The organism is Streptomyces sp. MMBL 11-1 (assembly GCF_028622875.1).
Lineage (GTDB): Bacteria > Actinomycetota > Actinomycetes > Streptomycetales > Streptomycetaceae > Streptomyces.
The window spans coordinates 339657-363746 of record NZ_CP117710.1; the positions used below are offsets into that span (position 1 = coordinate 339657).

The 24090-nt window shown below is 70.3% G+C and carries 25 protein-coding genes; all 25 read right to left on the bottom strand.

Translation table 11 applies throughout. The annotated features are described in order from the left end of the window. Positions 1-23 precede the first annotated feature (23 nt). On the bottom strand, positions 24-1199 hold the full coding sequence (locus PSQ21_RS36990; RefSeq protein ID WP_274036625.1) for an ADP-ribosylglycohydrolase family protein: 1176 nt from the start codon (positions 1197-1199) through the stop codon (positions 24-26). Positions 1200-1375: 176 nt separating this feature from the next. Beyond that, a complete protein-coding gene (locus PSQ21_RS36995; RefSeq protein ID WP_274036626.1) occupies positions 1376-2560 on the bottom strand; it encodes a peptidase M23 in 1185 nt (394 codons plus the stop codon). 3 nt (positions 2561-2563) lie between these two features. Next, a complete protein-coding gene (locus PSQ21_RS37000) occupies positions 2564-3394 on the bottom strand; it encodes a hypothetical protein (protein ID WP_274036627.1) in 831 nt (276 codons plus the stop codon). A 121-nt stretch (positions 3395-3515) separates the two neighbouring features. Then, positions 3516-5723: a hypothetical protein gene (locus PSQ21_RS37005; protein WP_274036628.1), complete on the bottom strand. Its 2208-nt coding sequence runs from the start codon at positions 5721-5723 to the stop codon at positions 3516-3518. Between the two features lie 89 nt (positions 5724-5812). Beyond that, entirely contained in the window at positions 5813-8425 is a 2613-nt protein-coding gene (locus PSQ21_RS37010; protein ID WP_274036629.1) for an ATP-binding protein, read from the bottom strand. Next, positions 8422-9279 carry a hypothetical protein gene (locus PSQ21_RS37015; RefSeq protein WP_274036630.1) on the bottom strand — a complete coding sequence of 286 codons (858 nt, stop codon included), beginning with the start codon at positions 9277-9279 and terminating at the stop codon, positions 8422-8424. The genes PSQ21_RS37010 and PSQ21_RS37015 overlap by 4 nt, the downstream gene beginning before the upstream one ends. Further along, on the bottom strand, positions 9276-10088 hold the full coding sequence (locus PSQ21_RS37020; protein ID WP_274036631.1) for a cell division protein FtsK: 813 nt from the start codon (positions 10086-10088) through the stop codon (positions 9276-9278). Before PSQ21_RS37020 ends, PSQ21_RS37015 begins: the two co-directional genes overlap by 4 nt. Positions 10089-10096: 8 nt before the next feature. Further along, positions 10097-10675 carry a hypothetical protein gene (locus tag PSQ21_RS37025; protein WP_274036632.1) on the bottom strand — a complete coding sequence of 193 codons (579 nt, stop codon included), beginning with the start codon at positions 10673-10675 and terminating at the stop codon, positions 10097-10099. A 13-nt stretch (positions 10676-10688) separates the two neighbouring features. Then, the gene (locus PSQ21_RS37030; RefSeq protein ID WP_274036633.1) at positions 10689-10916 is read right to left on the bottom strand and encodes a hypothetical protein; all 228 of its coding nucleotides are present in this window, start codon (positions 10914-10916) and stop codon (positions 10689-10691) included. 92 nt (positions 10917-11008) lie between these two features. Further along, positions 11009-12046 (bottom strand): conjugal transfer protein, encoded by a 1038-nt coding sequence (locus PSQ21_RS37035; protein WP_274036634.1) that lies wholly within the window; start codon positions 12044-12046, stop codon positions 11009-11011. Positions 12047-12285: 239 nt separating this feature from the next. Beyond that, a complete protein-coding gene (locus PSQ21_RS37040; RefSeq protein ID WP_274036635.1) occupies positions 12286-14244 on the bottom strand; it encodes a hypothetical protein in 1959 nt (652 codons plus the stop codon). Between the two features lie 357 nt (positions 14245-14601). Then, entirely contained in the window at positions 14602-15789 is a 1188-nt protein-coding gene (locus PSQ21_RS37045) for a DUF2637 domain-containing protein (protein WP_274036636.1), read from the bottom strand. Between the two features lie 355 nt (positions 15790-16144). Continuing rightward, positions 16145-17044, bottom strand: coding sequence for a helix-turn-helix transcriptional regulator (locus PSQ21_RS37050; RefSeq protein ID WP_274036637.1), 900 nt, complete (start codon positions 17042-17044; stop codon positions 16145-16147). A 119-nt stretch (positions 17045-17163) separates the two neighbouring features. Further along, a complete protein-coding gene (locus PSQ21_RS37055) occupies positions 17164-17778 on the bottom strand; it encodes a hypothetical protein (RefSeq protein WP_274036638.1) in 615 nt (204 codons plus the stop codon). 31 nt (positions 17779-17809) lie between these two features. Continuing rightward, a complete protein-coding gene (locus PSQ21_RS37060; RefSeq protein WP_274036639.1) occupies positions 17810-18130 on the bottom strand; it encodes a hypothetical protein in 321 nt (106 codons plus the stop codon). Between the two features lie 54 nt (positions 18131-18184). Beyond that, positions 18185-18682, bottom strand: a complete 498-nt coding sequence (locus tag PSQ21_RS37065; protein ID WP_274036640.1) for a hypothetical protein — start codon at positions 18680-18682, stop codon at positions 18185-18187. A gap of 139 nt (positions 18683-18821) precedes the next feature. Next, complete coding sequence (locus PSQ21_RS37070; RefSeq protein WP_274036641.1) at positions 18822-18959, bottom strand: hypothetical protein; 138 nt, start codon at positions 18957-18959, stop codon at positions 18822-18824. Positions 18960-19068: 109 nt separating this feature from the next. Continuing rightward, a complete protein-coding gene (locus PSQ21_RS37075) occupies positions 19069-19422 on the bottom strand; it encodes a hypothetical protein (RefSeq protein WP_274036642.1) in 354 nt (117 codons plus the stop codon). 179 nt (positions 19423-19601) lie between these two features. Further along, positions 19602-19802 carry a hypothetical protein gene (locus PSQ21_RS37080; protein WP_274036643.1) on the bottom strand — a complete coding sequence of 67 codons (201 nt, stop codon included), beginning with the start codon at positions 19800-19802 and terminating at the stop codon, positions 19602-19604. 581 nt (positions 19803-20383) lie between these two features. Next, a complete protein-coding gene (locus tag PSQ21_RS37085) occupies positions 20384-20932 on the bottom strand; it encodes a hypothetical protein (protein WP_274036644.1) in 549 nt (182 codons plus the stop codon). Positions 20933-21018: 86 nt separating this feature from the next. Then, a complete protein-coding gene (locus tag PSQ21_RS37090; RefSeq protein WP_274036645.1) occupies positions 21019-21444 on the bottom strand; it encodes a hypothetical protein in 426 nt (141 codons plus the stop codon). 91 nt (positions 21445-21535) lie between these two features. Further along, on the bottom strand, positions 21536-21778 hold the full coding sequence (locus PSQ21_RS37095) for a hypothetical protein (protein WP_274036646.1): 243 nt from the start codon (positions 21776-21778) through the stop codon (positions 21536-21538). Between the two features lie 44 nt (positions 21779-21822). Beyond that, positions 21823-22188 carry a hypothetical protein gene (locus PSQ21_RS37100; RefSeq protein WP_274036647.1) on the bottom strand — a complete coding sequence of 122 codons (366 nt, stop codon included), beginning with the start codon at positions 22186-22188 and terminating at the stop codon, positions 21823-21825. Between the two features lie 252 nt (positions 22189-22440). After that, positions 22441-23280, bottom strand: coding sequence for a hypothetical protein (locus tag PSQ21_RS37105; protein ID WP_274036648.1), 840 nt, complete (start codon positions 23278-23280; stop codon positions 22441-22443). A gap of 90 nt (positions 23281-23370) precedes the next feature. Then, positions 23371-24069, bottom strand: a complete 699-nt coding sequence (locus tag PSQ21_RS37110) for a hypothetical protein (RefSeq protein WP_274036649.1) — start codon at positions 24067-24069, stop codon at positions 23371-23373. Between the last annotated feature and the right edge of the window lie 21 nt (positions 24070-24090).

Sequence of the window (24090 nt, forward strand, 5' to 3'; positions counted from 1 at the left end):
GTCTCACGTAGTCGCGGTCCTGGTCAGCGGTCCCATCGGGCGCCGTGCGCGGCCAGGGTGTCCCGGTGCTCGATCCGGTCGGTCCAGCGCGCCGGCCAGGCATCCGCTCCGTGAAAGGCACCTGCGAAGGCGCCGGTGAGGCAGGCGACAGAGTCGGAGTCTCCGGAGGAGCAGGCGGCCCGCCGCAGAGCGGTTACCGGATCGTGGGGAAAGAGGAGGAAGCACAGCAGGCCCGTGGCCAAGGCTTCCTCGGCGACCCATCCCGCGCCGGTGACCAGGCAGGGGTCATCGTCGGGAGCGGGCGAGGCCAGGGCGGCGTCAAGCCGGTCCAGAGCCCCGAGGTTCTCGTCCCAGCCTCGCGTGATGAACCCGGTGGGCGATCGCCAGGGGCCACGTGTCCAGAGGTCTCCGAGCCACCTGCCGTGGTAGCGCGAGCGCTGGGATAGGGCGTATGCGCGCAGCAGCTGCGGAAGCCGCGACGGCATGGCGCCTTGCTTCAGCAGCCAGACAGCGTGGGCGGTGAGATCGGCAGCGGCGAGCGCCGTGGGATGCCCGTGGGTGAGGGCGGCCTGGAGCTGAGCTGCGCCGGCCCGCTCCTCGGGGTCCAGGGACGCGATCAGACCGAGCGGCGCGACGCGCATGTTGGCCCCGCAGCCTTTCGAGCCGGCCTCGGTCGCAAGCCGCCAGGGTGTTCCCTTCTTCAGCCGGGCACAGGCCGCGAGACACGTCATACCGGGGGCGCGGTCGTTGTCCGGCGCGTCGAGCCAGCGCACGAACTCGCAGACGAGCGCCTGCTCGAATCGCGCCGGATCCAGCCGCCCGGTGCTGTCGGGGTCCATAGCGGTGTCAGCGGCGCGGGCAACGGCCAGGGTCATCTGGGTGTCGTCGGTGACCAGGGCGGGGACGGGGAGGCTCATGTGCTGCCAGGGGCCGCTGCGCAGAATCTCGGCGACACTGGCGAACTCGGTGGGAAAGCCGAGCGCGTCGCCGAGCGCCAGACCGAACAGCGCGCCCGTGGCTGCTTCGCCGGGTCGGGCCCGGGCTGTGGTGGTGACTTCGTTCAGTGGTCGCTCCTCTCGGGAGTCGGGGGATGCCTGCCGGGGCCTGACCTTCGCGGAGACTCGGGCGGCTGGAACGCCGCGGCGGCGAGGCAGCCGCGCCCGCGATCTGTCGTAGGGGCGGCCGGTCGGGTGGCCCATGGTGCCGCCGCCCCGCTCCGGGGGGTTGCGGAGCAGGGCGGCGGGTGTCGGCGGTAGGGCCCGCGCCAGCGACCGTGTCCGAGGGGGGCCGGACTACGCCGCGGCCGGGCGTCTCTCCCAACCAACAGACTCAGATTACACTCAAGCGAGCATATTGTAAAGTTTCACATGTCGCACTAGCCGGCCTTGGGGAAGACGGGTGGGGTCCAACCGATGTAGGTCGCGCCCCACTTCGTCTCGAAGAGTTCGGCGTCGACGATGTCGATGTAGCCGGGCCTGAGGATGTCGTTCGAGGCGACCTTGTTGTCGCCGAGGTAGACCGCGATGTGCCCGGCTCGGTGACCGGTGTCCCAGTACAGGAGCGCGCCCGGCGGAGGGTTGCGGTCCTTGTCGTGCCGCATGCTGCTCGGGACGACCTTGTAGTGGTCGATCGCGTAGTTGACGCCGGAGAAGGACCAGCCGTAGACGATCGCGGTGTACGCGAGACACCTCTGGTACCACTTCTTCTCGGACCCGGTGCCCGCGTGGTCCTTCGCCCAGGCGATGGCCTCCTCCACGGTCCGCGGGTTGTTGAGCGTGTAGGTCTTGGTGCCGTCGGTGAACGTTCCGCCGCCTCCGCTGGGGGCGGGTGTGCTGGTGCCGCAGTTGCTGTTCTCGCTCGTGACGTCGTCGGCCTCGTCACCGGCAGGCTGGTTGCCGGTGTTGCCGGCGCGTTCGAGGTCGAGGCCGGCGTCCTTGGCGAGTTTGCGCATCGAGTTCTCGTGGCCCGCGTACAACCCCGGGTGGGCCGACTTCTGCACCGCCTGCGCAGCCTCGCCCAGCGGCTTGAGCTGCCACCCCTGGATGTCGACGAGACCCGGGTTGCCACCGCGGCCCTTGAAGAAGGACTCTGCAGCGAACGACGGGTCCATGATCTGTGCTTTCGTGCCCCAGTTCATCGACGGCCGCTGCTGGAAGAGGCCCAGGGAGTCGCGGTCACCGTAGTCGAGGTTCTGCAGCGTGCTCTCCTGCATCGCGGTCATCAACGCGATCAGGGTCGCCCTGCCGGGCAGCTTGAGCCTGACGGCAACGGCGTCGATGTCCTTGGCGAATCCGATCTGCTTCTGACGAAGGGACCCGGTCGCCTCACCACCTCCGGCCGCCCCGCCTCCGGTATCCGAGACCGGTGTCGAGTCGTCGGTGCCTGCCCCCGTGTCGGAGCAGGAGGCGGCCGACGCATTACCGGCGGGGAAGAGCAGGCCCAGGAGGAGCAGGCCGACGACGAACACGGCCACACCGATGGCGCCGAACTTGACCGCCCCGACCTTCTTGACGACGCCGGTGGCATGGATCGCGGCGCGGGCGAGGTCCTTCTCGTCCACGGCCTACTCCTCTATCCCGAGGACGCGCGTGACCATCCACGGCGAGTTCAGGTCGGCCCGGGAGACCTCGACGGTCAGGCGGCGGGTGTAGCTGTAAGGGTCGGTGCCCTTGACCGCGACGGTGACGGTCGCCCGCCGGTAGATGCGCACGGAGGTGTCGGGTGCCGGCCGCTGCTTGCCGGACGGCTGGGCAATCTCCGTCTTCGTGGGCCGGGCCTCCACGGCCTGCGCCGCGACCAGGCGGTCGAAGTCCTTGTCGCCGTGGCGCTTGAGGTTGTCGACCAAGGGGCTGGAGGCGTACGGAGCCGCTCTCTTGACGGCCGCTTGGTGGGAGCCGTCCTGATAGGGGAGCCGGGTGGTGTAGGCGGTGATGAACTTTTCGGCGACCTGGTCGGGGCTGATGAACTGGGCGGAGGGGCTGGTCGATGGGGCCGGCGGCGCCTTCGGATCCGTACTGGCCGGGGCGGTCGGCCCGGGCTTGCTCTTCGCCTTGGACGGGACGTCGTCGGCGGGCAACACCAGAGCGCCGATCGCCACGGCCAGAGCGATCAGCAGCGCGACCGCGGGGACCGCGAGGGTGATCGGCGGCTTCCCCCTGGCCCTTTTGACGGCCTGCTCGCGTTCCTCACGCCGCGCCGAGCGCCAGCGCTTGGCCGCGCGGCGGCGCTTGCGGCGCGGAAGGCCTGCGAGCTCCTCGGGCAACTCGTCCCGGCGCAGCAGATCGCGCCACTCGGCCGCCGTGCTGGGCGCGTCAGCACCGGAATCCCTGCGGGAGCGGGCCTTGGCACCGCGATCGGGAGAAGGAGTGGTCGGCTCGTGAGGGTCGTTGGTCACGTCAGGCTCCGTACGGGGGCATGGCGAGATGGCCCCGGGGCGGTCCGGCCCGGGGCGAGGGCCGGACCGCTGGGGGATCTCGTGTGCGGGAAAGGGCGGGGGCCGCCACGGCGGCCGGCGGCTAAGTGCCCGAGCTACTGGGCGGCGGCGGGGGTGGCGGGGTTCGGGTTACGACGGGGTTCGCTGCAGCCCGGCCGGCAGCGGCACCGGCTGCCTGGCCGGACGGGGGCGCGGGCGGCGGGGGTGGGTACTGGCGGAACCTCGCCCCCACGGGATTGGCCGGGGCCTCGCCCTTCTTGATGACCGTCCCCTGGATGAGCCGGCCCTCGGGGGGCCCGCTCTGCTCGGGGACACCGGTACGGCGAGCGGCGCCCGGGCGCACCGAGTAGCCGCTGCCGGCCGGGCTCCCGCCCCCGGTCCGGCCCGGACCGCCGCCGCTGCCGGGCCCTCCCGGACCACCCGGGCGCGGTCCGGAGCCGATCGCGGCGGGACCGGCATCACCGGCCTTGCGCTGCGCGATCTCGGCCTTGGCCCGCCGGGATGCCGCCGGATCGTAGCCGCCGGGCCCGGGCTGATCGAGACGCTCGATCGTGCCCCGCTGCGTCGCGTAGTCCCCGCCCGCGCCCGCCCGGCTGGGCGGCGGCGGAAAGACCCGCGACTGATGCGTACGCGTATGGGAAGCAGCGCTCGCTGCCGACGATTCGCCGGAGCTGTCCCCCGCGCTGTCCCCGGAGTTGTCGCCGCTCTTGTTCGAGGACGGGCGGCGGTCCATGTCTCCGAAGCCGCCGCGGCCCGGCCTCCCGCCGAGCAGTTTGCCCATGCGGCGCATCTGCGCCATCCGGCTGACCGCGCCGAGGACGCCTCGCCCGGCCATCTGTGCGCCGCCGGCGCTGACGATGCCGTCCAGGCGGCCCTTGACGCGGAAGGCCATGACCGCCGTGGTGATGTTCAGGGCGCTCACCATGAGCCACCCGTAGGTGGGCAGCAGCGACATCATCGCGACCGAGACGACCATCACCGTGCCGAGCAGCATCGTCGAGGTGAAGCTGACGACGACCAGGCCGATGAGCATCTCGAACCACTGAACGCCCCATTGCCGCGGCTTTCCCGGTATGCACCACAAGGTGGCAAAAGCTACGCCGCACACCAGGAGCATCAGAGCTCCGATCAGAGAGGCGAGGGTGGCGAACGCGAGGGTGATGACCAAGGCACAGAAGATGACGGCGGAGACGTTGCCCGCGATCAGGACGCCGATGCGGCCGCCGGGGGTGTGGCCCTGACGCCAGTTGACCGCTTCACGGCCGGCGCTGTCGGGCTCGGCGGTCATGTTGTCCCGGAGGTAGTCCTCCCGCTCCTCCATGTCCGTGCCGCGCTTGACGACCTCGTGGCCCCACTTCTGGCAGGCGTTGATCGAGCCGAGGTCCGCGATGCACCACGGCACCGCCACGTACGTCCTCCACACCGCGTCCGAAGCGCGGCGTACGGTGTCGTCCTTCTCGTCACCGGACCAGGCCGGTTCGGGGGTCTTGAACGGCATGGCCGCATCCCCTCCGTCCAGCCCCGACCCGATCGTGGTCATCGCCACTGACGCACCGAGTTGACGGCCGTTGTCGACGCCTTTCACCCATGTCTGCGGGGCGGTGAGGAAGGTGGTGGCGATCGCCGCGGACGCGAAGACCCAGGCGAGCTGCCCGAGCATCGACTGGTCGGAGCGCTTCGCCCAGGCGATGAACATGCCCACGGCCACCGCGGTGGGCATGAAGACCGTCATCATCGGGCCGGCCGCCGCGCCGATCGCACGCGAGATCGCGCCCTCGACCTCGGGCAGGCTCACCACGTTGAAGCACCACGAGGTCACGACGACCGCGGCCCGGCCGATCATCGTGAGGACGATCATCAGGATGTTGCCGACGCCGTGCAGCCACCCGTCGATGAGGTCGCCACCGGTGAGATCGTCCGACAGCTGCTTGTCCAGCTGGTAGACGTCCGGATCGTAACTTTCGTACAGCGTGCCCTGGCCCGGTGGCTTCGTCGGCGAGGGCATCATGTCGCCGATGCCGCCCGGCTTGTACTTGTCGCTGTCCTCCGCGGCGGCGGCCGGGGCGAACACCGCACACGTCGCGAGCACGGCGGCCGTCGGGGTGAGCAGGGACCGCAGCCGAGGCAGCCGAACCCACATCTCCAGCAGCAGCCCGCGGAAGCGGTCCGCCAAGGAGGCGACCGTGCGTGCCATCCGGTCCGGCGGCCGGCCGTTCCTGCCCCGGCGAACGGAGTCAGGACCGGTGGAGCCGGCAACAGCGTTCTCGGACACCTCTGCGGCGGTGGTCATGGATCGGGCTCGGCGATGAATCGCCATACGGGCCTGCCTCCTCGGATCGGCACGGCGGTCAGCACCGCCCTGGCCGCCGTGCGTCGGGGTCACTCGTCCTCCGAGGCTGCGGTCCCGTCCCTGTGGACAGAGGAAGCCGGATCCGGGACCTCGGGCCCTGCGGTGGGCGTGCCGTCCTTCCGCAGGTCCGGGCGTGTGGTGTCCCCGGCGGGCGCCTGGTCCTGCGGGTTGGTGGACAGCGCCAACCGCAGCTCCGCGCTGGGGATGTCGACCTGCATGGTGGCGACGCGGTCACGCCGGTCCCGCACGATGCAGTGCCCGTGCCGGATCTCTCCGTGGGCGGTCTTCCCGATCCCGCGCATCAGGGCCCGGGATGCCTCGCCGACGGGCAGCCGCACGAGCTCGGCCATTGCGTCCTGCTGGGAGCGGGTGGACTGCTCGAACGCGAACACCGTGGTGATCGCCTCCAGTACACCGTCGAGACCGAGGAGGCTCTTGGGGTCCTGGGTGTCGATCGCCAGGGATGTGTCCAAGGCCCGGCCGGTGCGAGCGATGTAGTCGAGGAAGCGCCGCCCGTCATCCGTCCCGGTGAGCACATGCACCTCGGGAATGCTGATGACCTTGGGCAAATTGCGCAGATCGGGCCGGGCGGACGTGTTCAGCGCGTAGGCGATCAGGCCGCGCATCAGCGCCAGGGAGACGCGCTCGGTCATCGTCATGTCCCGCGGCGCGGTCCCCATCTGCGGCATCGTCAGCCCCGGCACCTGCACGAGCCACAGCCCCGGCTCGGGGCGCAGCGGAGAGGCGCCCGCTCGGGGGACACCGAGCAGTGGCGCACCGAGCTGGGTCCGGGAGAGCTCCTCCAGAGCCTCACCGGCCTCGGCGGACAGGGCGTCCGCACTGCCCTTGAGGTGCTCGACGACGCGCCAGGTAGCGGCGTCCGGGTGAGCGGCGACCTCGTTGCAGGCCCGCAGGAGGCGAGTCTCCACGCCGGCCTCCCGCATCCGCTCGGGAAGGATGATCAGCAGCTGCGACACGACCTGGAGCGCCGCGTCGCCCTGGGGCAGCAACCGGAACAGGTCGGCGACGGCCGGAGTCTCGCTGCCGCAGGTGACGTGATGGGAGGCCAGCCCGAGGTACTCACCGGCGCGGATGAGCCCGCCCTCATCGCCCTTGAAGCCCAGCATCAGCGAGAAGCTGCCCTTGAGGGCGGAGATGAGGGTGGCCAGCATCATGCTGGTGGTCTTGCCGCGGCCGCTTCGCCCCACGAAAGCGGTCGTCGTCGCGTCTCCCCGCGCCGAGCCGGCGGTGATGTCGATCCGGCAGACCCCCGGCGTCGTCCCGGTGAGCAGGCCCATGATCGGCCCCTCGTCGTCCCCGACTTCCGACCCACCCCAGAACATCGACGCCGCCAGGGCGTCGGTGGTGCGTATCTGCTTGAGGTCGTCGACGCGGAGCATGTCGCCGATCTGCGACTCCAGCCACAACTCGCGCTGCTCCTCGGAGGCGACGACGACGTCGATGCTGAGCCCGGCGTAGTGGCCGATGACGGCATCGGTGCGCGCCCGCAGGTCCTCCAGCGATTCCGTCGAGGAGACGACCAGCCGGGGGTGGTCCTCCAGCAGGGTGCGCCCGTCGCGGGACATCACCTTGCGGAGCTCCTCCATCACCAGCTCGGTCTCCTCCGTCTCGGCGAAGGTCTCGCCCGCGCTGGACTGAGCGGCGGAGCGGCGCTGTTCCTTGGCGGACTGACGGACCTTGTCGACCGCCTTCATGGCCTGGCCCTTGCGCCACACCGCGAACCGGACGCTCGCCTCAGGGCATACCAAGGCCTCCAAGCCGGTGTCCGGGTGCGTGTACGTGATCTCGCTCAGGCACCGCAACCACTCCTGCTCGCCGGGCGTGATGATCTGCTCGGGGAACTCGTGCATCGCCAGGACGGACACCCACGCCGCACTCTCACCGCGGCCGTCGACCAGCCGCACGTGGTCGGCGTGCGGGATCGCCTTGCTCTGCGTCAGCCGCACCAGCGAGGCGCCGGTGACGGTAGGCAACCGCGGCGGAGCGGGCTGAGGACGGTAGGACTCCCGGCTGATCGACCAGGCCAGCAACTCCACCGGGGCGATCCGGGCACGCCACGGGGTCGCCTCCAGCCGCCGCTCCATCCGCCTCGCGAGCGCGTCGAGCTGGGCGAGCTCGGCGTCGTCCAGCCCCGTACGGCGGATGCCCAGCGCGTCGCCGGCGGCGTTCTTCACGGTCGCCCCGGTGGCCGAGTCGCGCTCCGCGATGCGCACGCCCAGAAGGATGTGCCGCTGTGGCAGGTCCAGAGTGTCCAACCGCTCCGCCCACATCGCGGCCACCGCGTTGACGTCCCCGGCCGAGAAGATGCGCCGGGCTTCCTCGCGGTACTCCTCGCCGTCCAGGCGCGCCCAGATCACCTTGAGGTGGCAGTCGAATCCCGGCAGGACCTTGGCGAGCGCGAGGCCGGCGGCGTCCTGCTCGGAGTCCTGTGCCGATTCGGGCATGAGGTCGGTGTTGGACGCCGACAGGACGAACCAGGCCTCCGCGGCTGTGTCGGTGACGACCAGGCCGTCTGCGACGGCGACAAGCTGGGGCTCCTTCATCATGCGTTCGGCGCCGAGACCGAGCATCCGGCCGAACCGGGACACGGACTTCTTGGCTGCCTTCGTGGACGTGCTCATGTGCGTCGGTCTCCTTGCGTGCGCGGAAGCTGGAAGGCGGAGGCGGCCGGCGCTGTCGCGGTCGGCCGGACAGGCAGGCGACACCGCAGGCGAGGTGCGCGGGCGGCGCCCGGGGGCGTGGCGGCCAGGTGCGCGGCCTGCAGGTCGGTCAGCCGGAGCAGCTGGACGAGTCCGTCACCGCCGGTGCCGACCAGGTGCATCCGGCCGACGCGGAACGGCTCCGTCTGCGGTGCCGGCGCTCCCGGCGGTCCCACCAGCTGCCAGGTCCGCGGCGTCGGCGCGGACAGCAGGCGGGTGGAGAACAGGTCGCGGGCGAGGTGACCCCACGGTTCGGGCACGGCCCGGCACGCCATCACCACGCGGATTCCGTGAAGCCGACCCGTCGCAAGAACCGTGGTCAGTGCGTCCAGACCGGTCCCGCCCGGATCGGGGTAGTGCCGGAAACGCAGAAGTGAAGTGACCGTCTGGTTGCTCTCCACGAGGACGGTCCGCGCGGGCCCCGACCGTTCCGCGCGGACCTGCGCGGCCAGCTGGTACAAGCGGCGGTGGACGCTGGCGGCGTCCTCGTAGAGCTGGACGCGCTGCTGCGCGCGCGCCCAGGCGTGCTGACCGGAGACATCGAGGATGTCGACCTGTGTGCCGCGCCGGGCGTACTGCGCCGCCAGCGTGCGCAAGCCGGTGGTGGAGCCGGTGCCCGGCCACGCGACCAGCAGGACGTGCCCGGAGCCGGGCCCGAGGTACGCCGGGACAGCGTTGGCGTCGACCCCGAGCACAGGGCCTGGGCCCTCGTCGACGGCGCCCGGGAGGAGATCGGCCAGGTCGGCCTGCGGATGCGGCGCCGACGGCCACTTCACGCGGACTCCCACTGCGCCGCGCCGGGACCGGGCGAGCTCGCCGTGGCCCGGGCCTGTGCTTCGGTCAGGTACAGGGCCTGAAGGGGAGTGGAGGAGCGATCCGAGAACAGGTGGAAGCGGCCGGTCACCGGCGACTGCGGCGGAGCGCTCTGGCCCACGGCGAGCTGGCGCCACAGGGTCCGGCTGCCATAGCCGAGGATCCGCGTGGCGAAGTGCCGGTGGTGCAGGGGCCCGGGCCCGGGAACGATGCCGCCGGTGTCTCCGGCCAGAACCGTCCAGCCGTAGGCCCGGCCGGAGGTGAGGAGGATGGCCAGCGCCTCAACGCCCGGGGCCTCGTCCAGCTGAGTCTCCGGGCGGCTGTCCATCCAGTACCGGCGCAGCGCGTCGGCGAGCCGGGCGAGCTCCTCGACCACCAGGACGCGGCGCGAACCCCAGCCGGCCTCGGCGGGAACGTGGGGGCCGTTGTTGAGCCCGGTGGCGGCAATCAGGAGGTAGTCGTGGATCGCGGCGACATCACCCAGGCACCGCACTCCGGGCAGGCCCTCGGCCCAGCGGTGCTCGCCGTAGGTGATGTCCAGGAAGTCGGTGCGCGCTCCGCGGGCGAGTGCCTGGGCGGCCAGCGAGCGCAGAACAGTGGTCGTACCGCCTCCGGCCCCGGTGGCGACCAGGACGTGGCCGGTGCCGTCGGGCAGGGTCACTGGCCGGTCGCCGGCCGCGAGTCCGACCAGCAGGCCGGGGCCGGCGTGCAACACGGGTGCGGACTGCTCGTCGAGAGTGACCGAGCGGCGCAGGGAGGTGTGGGAGGTCATGGCACGGCTCATTTCTCAGCGCGCTTCGAGCGGCGCTGCTTCTTGAGGTACTTGGCGCGGGCGCTGGCGACGGCGTCGGGCCCGTAGGCACGCAGCCGGGGGCGGATCTGGGCCGGCGGGCCGTAGGAATCGGCCCGGTCGGACTGGTGGGGGCCGTCCTCGGCGAACAGGGGCGCGAGGCCCGGCAGCTCGGTGAGCTGCGGAACCTGCTCGCCGAGGCGCCGGGCCCGGAGCCTCAGGCCGGGCTTCGGGGCGGGGATGCGGCCGCGGCCGATGACCGGCCGCACCCCGGTGTGCAGGTAGTTGAGGCGGACCGCCCAGACCAGGAGATTGGTGCGGCGCCAGTACGTGGCGGAACGTTTCGCCCCGTAGTAGGTGAGGAAGAGCGGCGGCAGCAGGAACAGCGGTGCCAAAGGCTGCGGGGGGAAGCCGAACAGCAGCAGCCACAGGCCCCAGTACGCAGGGAAGATGACCGCGCCGTAGCGCAGGGTGGTGCGTGGCAGGCCCTCGCCCAGGTCGAGTCCGAGCAGTTCGTGCTGCCGCGTCTCGATGTCCCAGTGCCGGGAGTACGTCTGTGAAGAGCGCATCGTCGGCCCGCGCTCAGCCGGTGAAGACGGTGGCGATCTTCGAGCCCACCGACTTCAGGATCGTGACCGCCTGGTTGGAGGAGAAGACGAAGAAGGCGACGACGGCGCCGCCGACGGTGTGCGTGATGAGCGCACCCCACTCCTTCTTGGCCCAGTGGCCGAAGGCGCGCACGGCCAGGACGGCGACGAAGAGGGACCCGACAATGGCCAGAATCCAGGAGACAAGTGCGTTGTTTTCCACGGTGGAGCGCTCCCTTGCGTGAACGAAGAGATGAGGGGTGAGGGCCGGGGGACACCAGGAGCCGCGCCACGCCGGCGGCGAGGGGATGGGCGTCAGGAGGCGGAGGCGACCTCGGACACCTGCCATCGGGTCGCGGTGTTGGCCGAGACCTGGGTGAGGGTGATCCGGTAGGTCTGCTGGAGCTGGGCGCCGGCCAGCCTCCAGCGCAAGGTCGCGGTGCCGGTGCGCTTCTCGCCCGTTCCGGCGTCAACCGTCCAGCTGTCGAGAGAGTCGAGCTGCAGTCCGCCGCCGAGCGGAGGGATGCGTGAGCCCGGGGCAGCGGCCTGGTCCTCACTGCCGGCCGCCCATGCCGTCAGGAAGTCCTTGACGGTCTGCCGGGAGCTGCTCGACATCGCCGAGTCCGCGTCGGCCACCTCCGGGACCACGTAGTCGGTCGCCGTCGGCATGCCGACCAGGGCGGGCTGCCCGGTGACCAGAACCCGGCCGCCGGACTCGGCGACGGGCACTTCCAGCCCGAGCCACCGCGAGACGCCGACGTTCTTGCCACCGGACTTGACGCTGTAGCTGACCCGGGCATCGACCCGGACCCGGGCCCGCTTCCCCTCGGCCTGCGTCACCGTGCCCGGGATGGTCTGGGAGACCTGCTGCAGGCCTTGGCCGTCCCAGCCCATCTTCGGATCTGCGTCCTTGGGCAGGTCCATGGCCAGGTCCCTGGCCCGCAGCTGCGGGGCCTGCGAGGACCAGGAGAGGTAGGAACGGGCGAAGCGAGCGGCGACCTGCTGGGCCTCCTCGACCGGCACGTCGTTCCGTCGCGCCTCGGCCTGCTGGTCGACCTGCGGAGCGACGACCGGCGGCTTCGCAGGGAAGACCCAGGTACGCACCCCGGTGAACGCGGCCAGACCGATGACCGACCAGATCACCACACGGCCGGCCCGGCGGGCGAAGGAACGTCCCGAGGATTCGTTCTCCTCAGCCCACCCCACCGCGCCCCAGCCCGACTCCGACGAGCCCGCGACGGCACTGCCCGACGCCGCGTCTGGCGTGGAATCCTCCGCCGCCGCGGCGGCCTCAAGCTCACCGCCCTTTGGCTCTTTCTCGGGAAGATTCAGCATCTTCCGCAAAGCGCTCATGAATTACTCCTCGGCCCATCCCGATATCCAGCCTCAGCCGGGCGGGACGCGGCTTCCTCGCATCCGCTTCCTCCGGCGGGAAGCTCACGGGTGAAACCTAAAAGTGCGGGCCTGTGGATAAAGTCCAGAGCTCTGACCCCGTCAGTCGGATGGAGGGGATCGGGGGAGTAGACATGGCAGTGGCCGCGAAGGGTTTTCCCTTCGCGGCCACGTGGGTCTGCTGTTTATGGATGTCCTGACTACCCTGCCGGTTCGACCTTGCCCGAATGGTCGTCCTGGCCACCGTCGCCGGATTCTTCGTCACTGCTTTCGGGCGGCCACTCAAGGCCGTAATACCGTGCGATGGCCTCCATGGTGAACCGCTCCTTCCCGTCGTCCTGCATCACGCCGACGGGGAAGTCCTTACGCCTTAGCTTGTGCACCCTGAGCGTGTTTCCGTTCAGCTCCGTGCCGCTCGCAGCGAACCGCCTCGACACCTCTGCCAGGGTCAGCAGCTCGGGACGCTCCTCGGTGGGCGCCTCCTGCTTGGCCAGCGGAACCGGCAGGTCTGCGGCGTCCGTCGGCTGCTCGTCCGGATCCGGATCGGAGGTGAAACGCTCACTGAAACGCTCTTCACCCTCGGGAGTGAAACGCTCCTCCTCGTTTCGGGTCTGACCTGCGGGAACGCCCTCCAGGGCGGCATCCGCAGCTACTGAAACGCCGATCGCCTGCGGGGGCTCCTTGGTGAACAGAGGACGGGAGACCTGGAGCAGGGACGGCAGCCGCTGCGGACTGCGCGCGGGCGGCGAACCGTACAGATCGGCGGTGGAGTAGCCGCGCTCGTTGCGGAGCTTGAGGCAGTGCTCGCGGAAGGCTTCGGGCTCGGCGTACGGCACCTGGATCCACACGCGACGATTTCCCTCGATAACCAGCATCCGGCCGGCCTTGTCGACGGACTCCGGCACCGGCGATGTATTGACGATCATTTTCCACTGATTGGCGTTGAAGTTTCCCAGCATCAGCAGACGGAACATGTTACGCAAGCCACGGTTTCCGACAGCGGACTCCCGGAGGTCCTGGAACACTCCGATGATCGTGACGTTCACGTGCCGACCCATGCGCATGATGGAAGCGATATCGCCCCAGATCGGGTCGCTGGCGGGGTCGCCCTTCTCCTTGTTCTCGTTCCACCATTCCTTCGACGCATCACCGAATTCGTTGCCCTCTTCGAGGATCAGTGTGAGCCGGTCGAAGTCCTTACTGGGGCTCTGCTGCTTGACGTAGTTACGCGCTTCGACTTCCCGAGCCGCCCACGAAATAGCGGCCCGCATGTCGCCGATATTTCCCGGGTCCGTATACAAATGGACTCCCGGTACCCCTTCGAAGCAATTGATCGACGCCATCTTCACGTCGATACCGATCACGGTGGCGCCCTGCCCGACGAGCTGGGTGATGATCATCTGGAGGAAGCTCGACTTACCGCCACCGGACCCGACCGACAGCCCCCACATGGCGCTCTCGCCCGTCATCTCCTTGGTCAACGCCTCGGAGTGGTCGTCCAGCCCGAGAACCAGCTGGCCCGGCCGGCACGAGCCGATGGCCGCCTGGACCTCCGGGGCGAAGAAGTCGACCCGGTCCGGCACCTCGTAGACGACCTTGTCCTTCTGCGGCTGGAAGAGGACGTAGAAGGGGTATCGCTTGAGGTTCCACTCCCCCGACCACCTGCCGCCCATCCGGGCATGCACCAGCTCGCGCAGCAGCTCCTTGTGACCGTCCTGGCCGTGCCAGCCGTCCGGCAGAGCGATCTTCACGAACGATCTGTCGAGCGGGATCGTCACAGCGGCCAGGCGCTGGGCGTCGTCCCAGGCCGGCATCGTCTCCTTCAGAGCGAGGGACATGGGAACGACCAGCGTCTGCATATGACGGCGCCTGGCGCCGCCCCGGATGTGGAGCACGATGACGAGGGGCAGAAGCACACCGGCCACGCCGGCGGAGCACCAGATGACCCGTTCGTGATTCTCCAGCCACCACCACGTCCAGGCGGCCCAGCCCGCCCATCCGAGCAGCACCAGGCGCAGCAGCACATGCTGCCAAACAGCTATCCCGCCCGGCGAGCGCGGTCGATCCGATAGCGGCGCTCCGCTGAGGAACCGCCCCACGAAGAGCGCGGCCGCCTCGGCTCCCGCGTCGATCTGCCGGTCCAGCTCACTTCGCGCCATCCGTTCGCTCCTTCGCTGCCCGCTCGACGCCGCCCACCCTGGGAGTGGGGAGATAGGGCGGGACGCTACGAGCACGTACCTGTGGACAGAGGCGGGCGGCGACAGAGCAGCGGCTGGCAGCAGGTGCCCGCGATCGCCGTGGCAGCGGAGCGGCACGTGGAGCAGCGGGCAGCAGGCTGCTGCTGCCCGGACGACGGCAGCACGAGTAGCGGCTGCTTCCCGGAGGAGGGAAGCAGCCGCTACTCGTGCTGCCAGTTCCGTGACAGCGGCTACTGGTGCAGGGCAGCACCGGCCGGCGAGCAGCAGAACCGGACGGGCCGGAACCACCAGTCCAAGCAAGGGCGGCGCTGCAACGGGCTACCGCCGTGCTGTTTGCCGCCTGACCTTGTAGACCTGCCCGCGGTTGACATCGCGGCCGAACTGCGCGAGCCAGTTCACGATGCTGCTGTCATCGGCGCCGGGATTGACGATGAACGCATGCCGGATGGCGTCGGCATTCGTACGGGCACCAGCCACAGCCCCGCGGTGCTCAACCAGGTTCGCCAGGTTCTGACCGGTCTGCCCCTGAGCAGCAACGACCGGGGAGCTGACGGCGCCATCTTGCGTGAGGGCGGACCCGATCGCCTCGGACGCGTGCGGTGTCCCCCCGACCACAGCCGCAACGGCCCTCTCGCGTCCGTGCTGCTTCGGCTGCTCGGTGGGTTCCGGCTGCTCGTGCTGCTTCGGCTGCTCGGTGGGTTCCGGTCGCTTGTGCTGCTTCGGCTGCCCGGCTCGGAGGGGAGAGGGAGAGTCTGGGGCACGGGGTGCGGGCAGAGCACTGTGGTCCGGAGCCGTGGTGACCGGGGCGGCATGCCGGGGTGGTCTCGCCTCATCGGGCGGCGAGCTGGAAGCCTCGATAGCGGCGGCCAGGGGGACTCCGACGCGGGCCAGTCGAAGAGGCAGCAGTTCGTCCAGAGAGGCGCGTCGACGCCACCTGCGGCCGTACTTCACTTCGAGCTTGGCCTCGTAGATGAGGCGGTCCTGTTCCGCCTTGATGATCTGGGAGTACTCGCGGATCTCCCATAGGCGCATCTTGCGCCAGAGAAGGAACGTGGGCAGGGGCGCGAGAATCCACCGTGCTAGCCGGACGCCCTCCATGTGCCGGTCCGCGGTGATCGCGGCCAGCCGGCCGACTGCGTGTCGGGCTGCTTCGACAGTGACGACGAAGAGGACGGGGATCGTGGCGTGCATGCCGATGCTGATCGGGTCGGGCCAGGCTGAGGCCGCGTTGAACGCGATGGTGGCTGCTGTCAGCAACCATGCCGACTGACGCAGCATGGGCAGGGGTATCCGTAGCCAGGTGAGTAGCAAGTCCATCGAGAGCAAGCAGGCGATGCCGGCGTCGACTCCGATGGGGAAGTACGCGGAGAAGGCTCCGAAGCCCTTTCTCTCCGCGAGCTCGCGAACAGCGGTGTAGGAGCCGGCGAACCCGATGGCCGCGATGATCACGGCCCCGAGCACGACAACCGTGATCAGGGCACGCTGCGTTCTGGTCAGGCTGTCCACGCCTCTCACTCCTTTGATCACGCCGTGCGGCGAGTGTGTGGAGTGGAACCTGTGGACAGAGACCCGTTCCCGAAGATCAGTGACACCGACGGGAAGGAACAGAGGCGTTCGCGGAGGTCCGCGGCCGTTCGCACATGCTGGCGGCGCCGCCGCCGACCCGGCCACTTGAGCTGGTTCTACAACGGCTCAGAGCCCAGCCCGGGCCAGGCTCCGTCGACAAGCGGGGGCCGGGGCACGCCGCCGGCGGCGACGCTGCCGGCGAGGACCTCATGTCGACTCGCCAACTGCCGCGAACGGCCACAGACGAAGGCCCGCCATGGTTTCGCGAGCTCCACGAAGCGGGCGCGCCGTGTCCTTAGATGCCGCCCGAGGGCAGGGAGCCGGACCTGCTGAGCCAGCTACGGACCTCCTCGACGTCGCGGGCGCTGTGTTCGTCCTTCGGCGGAAAGGGGTCTCGGCACCCGGCCGGATACCGGCGTGCGTATCCTCGGATGCTCCCGAGGGAGATGCCGAGCTCGGCGGCGAGCTGGGAAGGCGTCAGCCGGCCGGCTGCGACGGGACCAGCGTCGGGGGTGACCGCGTCGTCCGGGTTCAGTCCCAGTGCCCCTTCCGCCCACCCGTCGGGCACGGTGTGGCCCTGGGCGACGGCAACGCGCACCCGCTCCAGAACGTCTCGCTGGGCATAGGTGAGCCCCCGGTCGTCCAGGCCCGGGGCAGAGTCGTCCTTCTCCAGGTCGTGAACGGCCAACAGCCAGGTCCGGAGCTCCTCCCAGGGCAGCGGACTGCTGGGCAGGGGATCGTCCCGCCGGAGAATCCACGAGCGGACCGCCGGCCAGGAACGGAGGGAGCTTGTGCCACGTCGTACGGCAGGCGGGAAGGGATCGCGGCTGACCTCCGGCTTGGCAGAGGCGGCGTAGTACTGGATGGACTCCCTGCTGACGCCGAGGGTCTCCGCAGTCTCCTTGACCGTCAGGAACTCGGCGGCCGGACGGGCAGCGAGGGCGCGCTCATCCAGCTTCTGCGGACCTCGTCGTTTCGTGTCGAAGAGGTTCGGGTGCTTCGCGAGCCAGTTGAGCACATCCCGCCGGAGGCGGAGGTGGAAGCGGTCCTTCACGTCCAAGACGTCGGGGAAGTCGTCGTAGGTGTCGATCCAGTTCTGCACGCCGCTGTCGGTGCGGCCGGTCGCGGTAGCGATCTGCGGCACGGTTACCTGTTCGGGCAGTTCGGCGAAGGCCTTCTTGATGGCTGAGTCCACGGTGTCTCCAGGGGCTGGTGGGGCGACAACGGCAGCCGCCTATCAGATGCTAATTTACTCCTAAGTGGTCGCCCTGTCCAGTTGGGCATTACGTTCTGGGCTCGGGCCGCTGCGGGACTTCAGCGGCCCAGTGCCGTGATGACGGCCTCGAAGCAGGCCCGTGTGTCCTCGTAGAAGAGGCGCAGGGGCGTGCCCGGGTAGCCGGGCGACTCGTACAACGGCGTCGCGCCGGCCGAGGTCACCAGGCGCGCCTGCCACCCGCCGTGCTGGCGTACGGGGTGCGTGATGTGGTTCCGGGAGTGGACGAACGAGAACGGCAGGCTGTCGGAGTGGCCGATGACGAGGGTGGCCACGCGCTGGAGCTGAGGGGAGTAGCCAGCATGGTGGGCGACGTGCTGATCCTGCAGCAAGAGGCGCAGAAGCCGGTCGGCCCGGCACTCGCACGTGTCGACCGCGCACCGCTGGGTTCCCACCCAGGCATGCAGGTCACTGGCCGCGCGGACGATCTCGGCCATCTCGTTCCTGCCGCGCTCCCACAGCGCATCGTCCGGCCCGTCAGCCATGCTCAGCTCGGCCTCCGTGGAGCGCGCTTCCCTCAGGAAGGAGTTCAGCCTCCGGTCGAGGCCGGCGAAACAGGAGGGGACATCTCCGCGGGCGAGTGAGGCGAGGGGGCCGTCGTGCTCGCCGAAGTAGGCGGCGGCATCGACAGCGTGGTTCGTGGTCTCGATGGGCACAATGCTTCCGTTTCTGCAGGAGGGGGCTGGCTCAGGCCTCGGACGGTCTCCGCCTGAGCGGCGGGAGCTGCTTCCAGAGGGGCTCGCACACTTCGATGTCGCACTGCACCCGCGCGGAGCCGGCCTTCGAGGCGTAGATCCTTTCCCAGACCGTCCGGCGGCCCCGTGCCTGGCCGGGGGAGGTGTACGGGCCCTCGTACCAGGTGAGGGTCAGCCCCTCACACCTGATGGTGGGGTTCCTGCGCCGGTACAGCTGGAGATCGCGGTCGAGGGGAGAGCCCTCGGCGTACGTCGCGACGACCACGGTGCGATACAGCGGGGTGCTCGGCCCCATGCCGATGTTTCGGGCCAAGGTTCCTCCATGTCCGGTGGGTTGGTGAGCGAGGAGTGGGGTCGGTCCCGGGTGCTAGGCGGGCCAGACGGGCCAGACGAGGGCGGTCTCGGCCGAGAGGCGCCCGAAGACCTTGGCGTTCTTGGAGCGGAGCTGGCCGAGGACCTCATCGGCTCGTTCCTCGGATACGCCGAACACAGCGAAGGCCGCGCGGCTGCGCTCCTCCCGGGCGGTCGCTTCGGCGATACGGGCCTGTGCGCTCTGGACGTCCTGAAGTGAGTTGGCGGCCGCGACCTCGCGGGCTGCGTCGATGAGGGGCCGGATGTCAGCGAGATGGGTGTTCAACATCTGCTCGGCGTGCTCGGCGACGCGGTCGCGGACAGCCCGGACGGAGGTCAGGTGGTCGTCCTGCTCGCAGCTGATCTTGTCGAACTCCCAGGTCGGGCCGCCGTCGGGGCTGAAGAACCGGACGGTGAAGGTGAGCGGGATTCGGAAGCGGGTCGTGACGTCCACGGCCAGGGCCACGCGCTGGGCGTTGGCGTAGATGGAGTGCAGCGTGGGCCGGATCGTCACCGTCGCCGGGCGCCCGTCGATGCTGGATTCGATGGTCCGCTCGGGCGGGCCCTGTCGGTGGTCATGGGGCTCGTGGAGGTGCGGCTGAATGGCGATGCCTTTCGAGGGGGGACATGGGTGGCGGCTCGCGCCCGGTAGGTCAGCCGCGCTGGTGCGGGCGGCCGCCGACGCTGGCCCGGCGGCGCCGCTCGTCGGCCTCGTGCTCGGCCAGCGCGGTGCGGGCGGAGCTCAGCCTGCGGTAGAGCTCGAGGTCGCCCGTTCCGAGAGCAGTAGCCATAGCGGCGCTGTAGGACGCCCAGGAGGGGGTGCCCGTTATGGGAGATTCAGGCAGGAGCATGGGCGGGCCTCTCTCGATGCGGGTGGGAGGGCTCAGTACCGGGAGGGGATCAGGCGGAGGCTTCGTCCCGGTCCAGGTCGCCGGGCGCCCACATGAAGGAGCCTCCGGTCCAGTCCTCCTCGGGGAGGGACTCGCGCGGGATGATCACCACCAGTTCGTTCCGGCGCCAGTGGAAGTTCGTGCCATCCAGGGCGACGGTCCCGGGCCGCCAGAAACGCTTGCGCACCTTCGCGGCCCAGGACCCGGAGGTCTGGGCCCGCCGGTCGCGGCCGGGGCGCGGGTCGGCCTGCTCCGCGTAGGTGCCGACGTACCAGTCGTGCTCCCGTACGTCCTGGGCGCGGACGACGCGCAGCGCGCCGGGACCGGTGCCCTCGGGGAGCAGTTCAGCGAAGAAGTTCGGCACGGGGTGCTCCTTGTTCGGGGCTGGGCGACTACCTACAAACGCTAATTTACTCATTGAAGGAGTATATGTCAAACCTTACATGTCATGCGGTGTCGTGCCGGCTCCGCTGCGCGCGGCCTGCGACGGGCCCCACCCGCGCCGCGTACCGACCGAGGGGCCGGTACGCGGCGGGAGCAGACTCAGTCCGCGGCCGCGCCCTCGATGCAGGCCAGGGCATCGTTCGGCTCCACCGGCGCGTGCTGCTCCTGCCCGTCCGGGCAGTTGAAATCGTCATCGTCGGTCCACCACAGGCCCTTGAACAGGGTGATCGGCTTGCGGCAGTGCTTGCAGATTCCGGCGGCCTCCCACGGGGGACCCAAACGGGCAGCGGTCGAGGTCATGTGCAGTTCCTTCCGGACTTCGGGGGCAGAGCGCAGGAGGGTTCGGGCGGAGGCGCGGCCGGGATGACGAGCACGGGCTCGTCGGCCCACCAGACGTCACATCCCTGACCCGTGGCCCACCGGGGGTCGGCCGGAACGGTTCCGAGCCTCACGCGGGGTTCCGGCTCGGACCATTGCCGTTCGACCGTGCACAGGTCGCACGGGCACGCCGGGTTCCACGGCCTGGGTTCGTCCGCCACGTATGGCCGGTTCACCCATGTCGAGACCCGGGTCATGTGGCCGGGAGTCGGGAAGTGCGAGAAGGACGCGAGGATCAGGTCACCGGCGCGCACTTCAGAGGCGAGGACGGGCCTGGCGTCCGACTCGAACGCCCCAGTCGGAAGGTCTCCGAAGTGGGCGGCGGAGCGGGTACCGACAATGAGCGGGCAGTGGGACGGGTCGAGTTGAACGGGTACGGCGGCCATCGGGAAGTCTCCATCGGATGAGGAGGGCGGCGGGGCGGCTGGAGCCCTGGGGCAGCGGCGGCGGATTCGGGGTGCAGCCCTCGGTGGCTGCGGGGCGCTTGATCCGGGGGAGTCAGGTCACGGCGCTGCGACCAGTACGTACGTCCAGGCCTCCGACCCGGCAATGCGCCGGTGGAAGCGGCCCGCAGGGCGATGGAACGAGAGTTCCTCGTGGCCACCCTCCAGGCGCTCGACGAGCAACTGCTGAAGCGCGGCCAGGCTCAGCGTGACGAGAGCCGGCGCGCGGTCTGACCTGTTGACGCGCCGGAGTGCGAGTTCCTCCGGTGCGTACGGGACGGATCCGGAGGCGCTCAGCCCCCCGAACGCCGCCGCGATGGCATCGGCAGTGCGCAGAGGACTGCCCGGCAGCGGGCCGGTGGTGGGCAACTGCCGGGGTATGAACCGCAAGCTCGTCCGGATGCCGCGCGGGTGCGCCCCGAAGAGTGCGGGCTCCGGCCCGGCAAGTCCGGCGCGCACCTGGTCGTCCCGAAAGGGACCGGTGCCGTCCGCGTTGAGGTGGCTGATCCACTGGCCGCCCTGGCGGTGCCAGACCCGGGGGCCGTTCGTCTGGGCGATTCGGTCGCCGTCCCACAGGCGCTGCGGTACAGCCATGGCCGGTGTTGGCATGTCCTGTCCTTGATCTCTTCGGAGGTGGGGTGCGCCATCACCGGCGACGGGCGAGGGTGCCCAAGCCCCTGGGGCGGTTGCGGGATTCAGCGCCGGGCGCGCCGACGGGCGGGGCGGGCGGCGCGGTGCAGCCGGTGGTGGACGGCACAGAGCGTGATGAAGAAGGCGATGGTGAGGGTTCCGGGCAGGGTGGTCGCGGCGGAGAGCGTGCTGCCGGTGAAGAGGACGCCGAGGGCGAAGCCCGCCAGGGCCAGCAGGGCGAGTCCGTCGGTGAAGGACGCGGCAACCGCCAGCGTGGGGCGAGAGGTGCGCGTGCCGTGCGAGGCCCCGAGGCCGAGGGCGAAGGCGAGCATCCACAGGCCGAGACCCGAGATGACGGCGAAGGCGAATGCCAGCAGAGGCGGCGTGCTGCTGAAAAGGGCGGGCGCCGCCAGGGCGAGGGCCGTGAGGCGCAGAAGCGGGAGTGCTCGCCGGGTGTCGGGGCGGCTGGGGCGGTTCGCGCTCGCGCTCATGGTGTCCCTCTCGGTTCGGAGAGGGCGACGCCCTCCCTCCTCATCGGGAACTAATTTACTCACACCCCCTTCGACTGTCAAGTCATAATTGTCAAAAGGGGATGGTGGCTTCAGCTGTGCCGTGCGGCCGATTCACGTGGATGACCACCGGCAGGCGGTCGCCCCAATCCGTTGCCTCCTCGGCGTCGCAGAGGATGAGCAGGCAACCGTCATCGCTGAAGTAGGCGCCGATACGCAGAGGTCCCAGGAGCACGACCGGAATGGCGTCGTCATCCCCTGGTTCGGGGGTCAGGAAGGAAGCGGTGCGGTTGAGGGCGCGGGCGCGATCGTCCATGGGGGTCAAGTGCGTTCCCTTCGTCGTGAGGTGGCGAGCCGGTGTCAGGCCGGGCGCGCCGGGGCGTCCTCGTAGGCGGCCCCGAGATCGGTGGGGAGGAACACCCACGGGACGTCCCCCGGGTACAGCACACGGGCGATGAAGCCGGGCAGCCAGATGCTGTCCCCGCTGATACGGCTCATGGTCGGCCCTAGGTAGGTGACAAGCGTGCCGTACGGATCGGCGATGACGTCCCCGACACGGATCTCCTCGCCCGTCGCCACGATGCGCAGGACCCGGATCGCCTCGCGCGGGTCGTGCCGCTCGCCCAGCATGGAGTTCCTGGTGATCGTGGAAGGCTCCTGGCGCTGCTGCTCGGCGCGCAGGTCGTACGCGGCCAGGGCGGCGTCCCCGGCTGGGGTGATCTCCACCCTGCCGCCGGCATCGGCCCACCGGAGCCAGCCACGGCCGAAGGCGCGGTGGACCGCGTCGGGACGCAGGTAAGAGGGGAGAGAGCCTGAGCGGTCGACGAAGCAGCGAAGGGCGCCGAACTCACGTACGGCCGAGAGAGCCCCGCTCCGCGCGGATCGCAGAGCGCGCGCCTCGCGCCCGCCGGGGTGCTGGATCAGGACGTTCAGGGTTCTGCTCCTTCGGGAAGTTCATGATGGCCGGTCGGACGGAAGTCAGGATGCGGTGAGGCGAACGGCGTACGCGGCCAGGGCAGAGGCCGCAGAGCGTTCGTCCCAGCTGACGCGCAGGGTCGAACCGTGGCGGCGCAGGACGGTCCGGCGGTCCTCGTGCGCGAACTCGGTACCCGGAGCGCCAGGAAGCCGCCGCGGGAGGTGACGGACATCCTCCCGCTCGCCGGCGGAGCCGAGGTCCGCGGCCAGGTGGCGAAGATCGTCGTCCCGGTGGACGCAGCCGCCGTGACAGGTCAGCAGGGCCAGGCGGGGGCCGCCGCTCCGCGCATAGATCGCGTGCCGGGTGTGGCTGCCCATCTGCCGCGTGCGGACCACCGCTGCCGAGGACGCCGGGTTGTTGCGCACCAGCCAGAAGGCTTCACCCTCGCTGTCCCGGAACGACCGCCCGAGCCGAACACCGGGGGTGTGGCGAATCGTGGCCCAGTCCGCCGAAACGCCGGCCGCTGCCCCCAGCCAGGTGCACGGCTCCAAGGTGCTGCGCCCGGCTGCCGGGTCGGAGAAGAGTGCCCCGGGTGTGGGCGGCAGGGGCCGGACGCGGACCAGGAGCAGCGGGGTGGCCGCGGGCCAGTCGATGCCGTGCTCGCGAAGATGCGCGTGCTGGACTGGGCAGGCGCCGCATCGGCCGGGTTCCGGCGCGCTGCAGCGATCGAAGCCGCCCCACCGCTGGCGTCCGGTCATGGACTCGAAGAGAGTCGGATAGTTGGTGGGCAGCAGACCGCACTGGTTGCGGTCCCCGAAGTGGGCGCTGAGCGAAAGCCGGTTCCAGCCCTGCCCGTCGGGGCCTCGGGGGCCGTAGCCGGGTGCGGGCAGAAAGAGCGTCAAGCCGGGCTCCGTGTTGTCGTCGTGGAAAAGGGGAGGGGACGGGCCCATTGGCGGGCTGCCGCCAGGACGGGCGGCACAAGGCCCGTGGGGCTACGTGTGTGCGAAGTCGCGTTCGTGCTCCGGGCAGTGGTCGTCGTTCCGCCCCTTGGGCGCGGTGCAGAACTCCGTGAACGGCGTGCCTTCGGCTGCCTGCCAGCCGCACTGCCAGGACTGGACGTCCCCCGCCGTCGGGGCACGCGGCGGCAGTGCAACAGAACGGCGGCCGAGAAGCAGCGCGCGCCACGACGCGGTCAGGTTCGCGGCGTCGCCGTCCTCGGCGGGGTAGAGGCCGAAGAACTCGGCGGCCTCGGCGTCGCGGAACTCCAACTCCGCCTGGCCGACTTCCCAGTCGCCGTAGAGCTGGCCCACGACGCAGTCGGCGCTGGAGTCGATGTCGAGCACGCTGGGGTCGATCCGGTCCCGCCAGCCGGCGGGCCCGTACCGGTCGAGGAGCCTGACGCCGTTGTCCACGCGGACGTCGGCAGACAGCGGTTCAATGATCACGTGGTTCTCCGGGGAGTCGTGGGCTGACAGGCGACGGCCGCCCGGCCGCCCGGGGGGTGTTCTTGACCGCATCAGCCCCTGACGGTGGCGTTGTGCTGGGCCATACAGCCGGCGGGCTTCGGCCGGATCCGCGTGGACGTAAGCGATCAGGCTGCCCTGTGACTCGTCGACGATTCCGCGCGTCGCGGGGCCGAAAGAGGCGCGACCGGGGTCGTCCTCGGCGATCGAAGCGTCCACGAAGATCATGGGGCGGCTCTCTTCCTTACG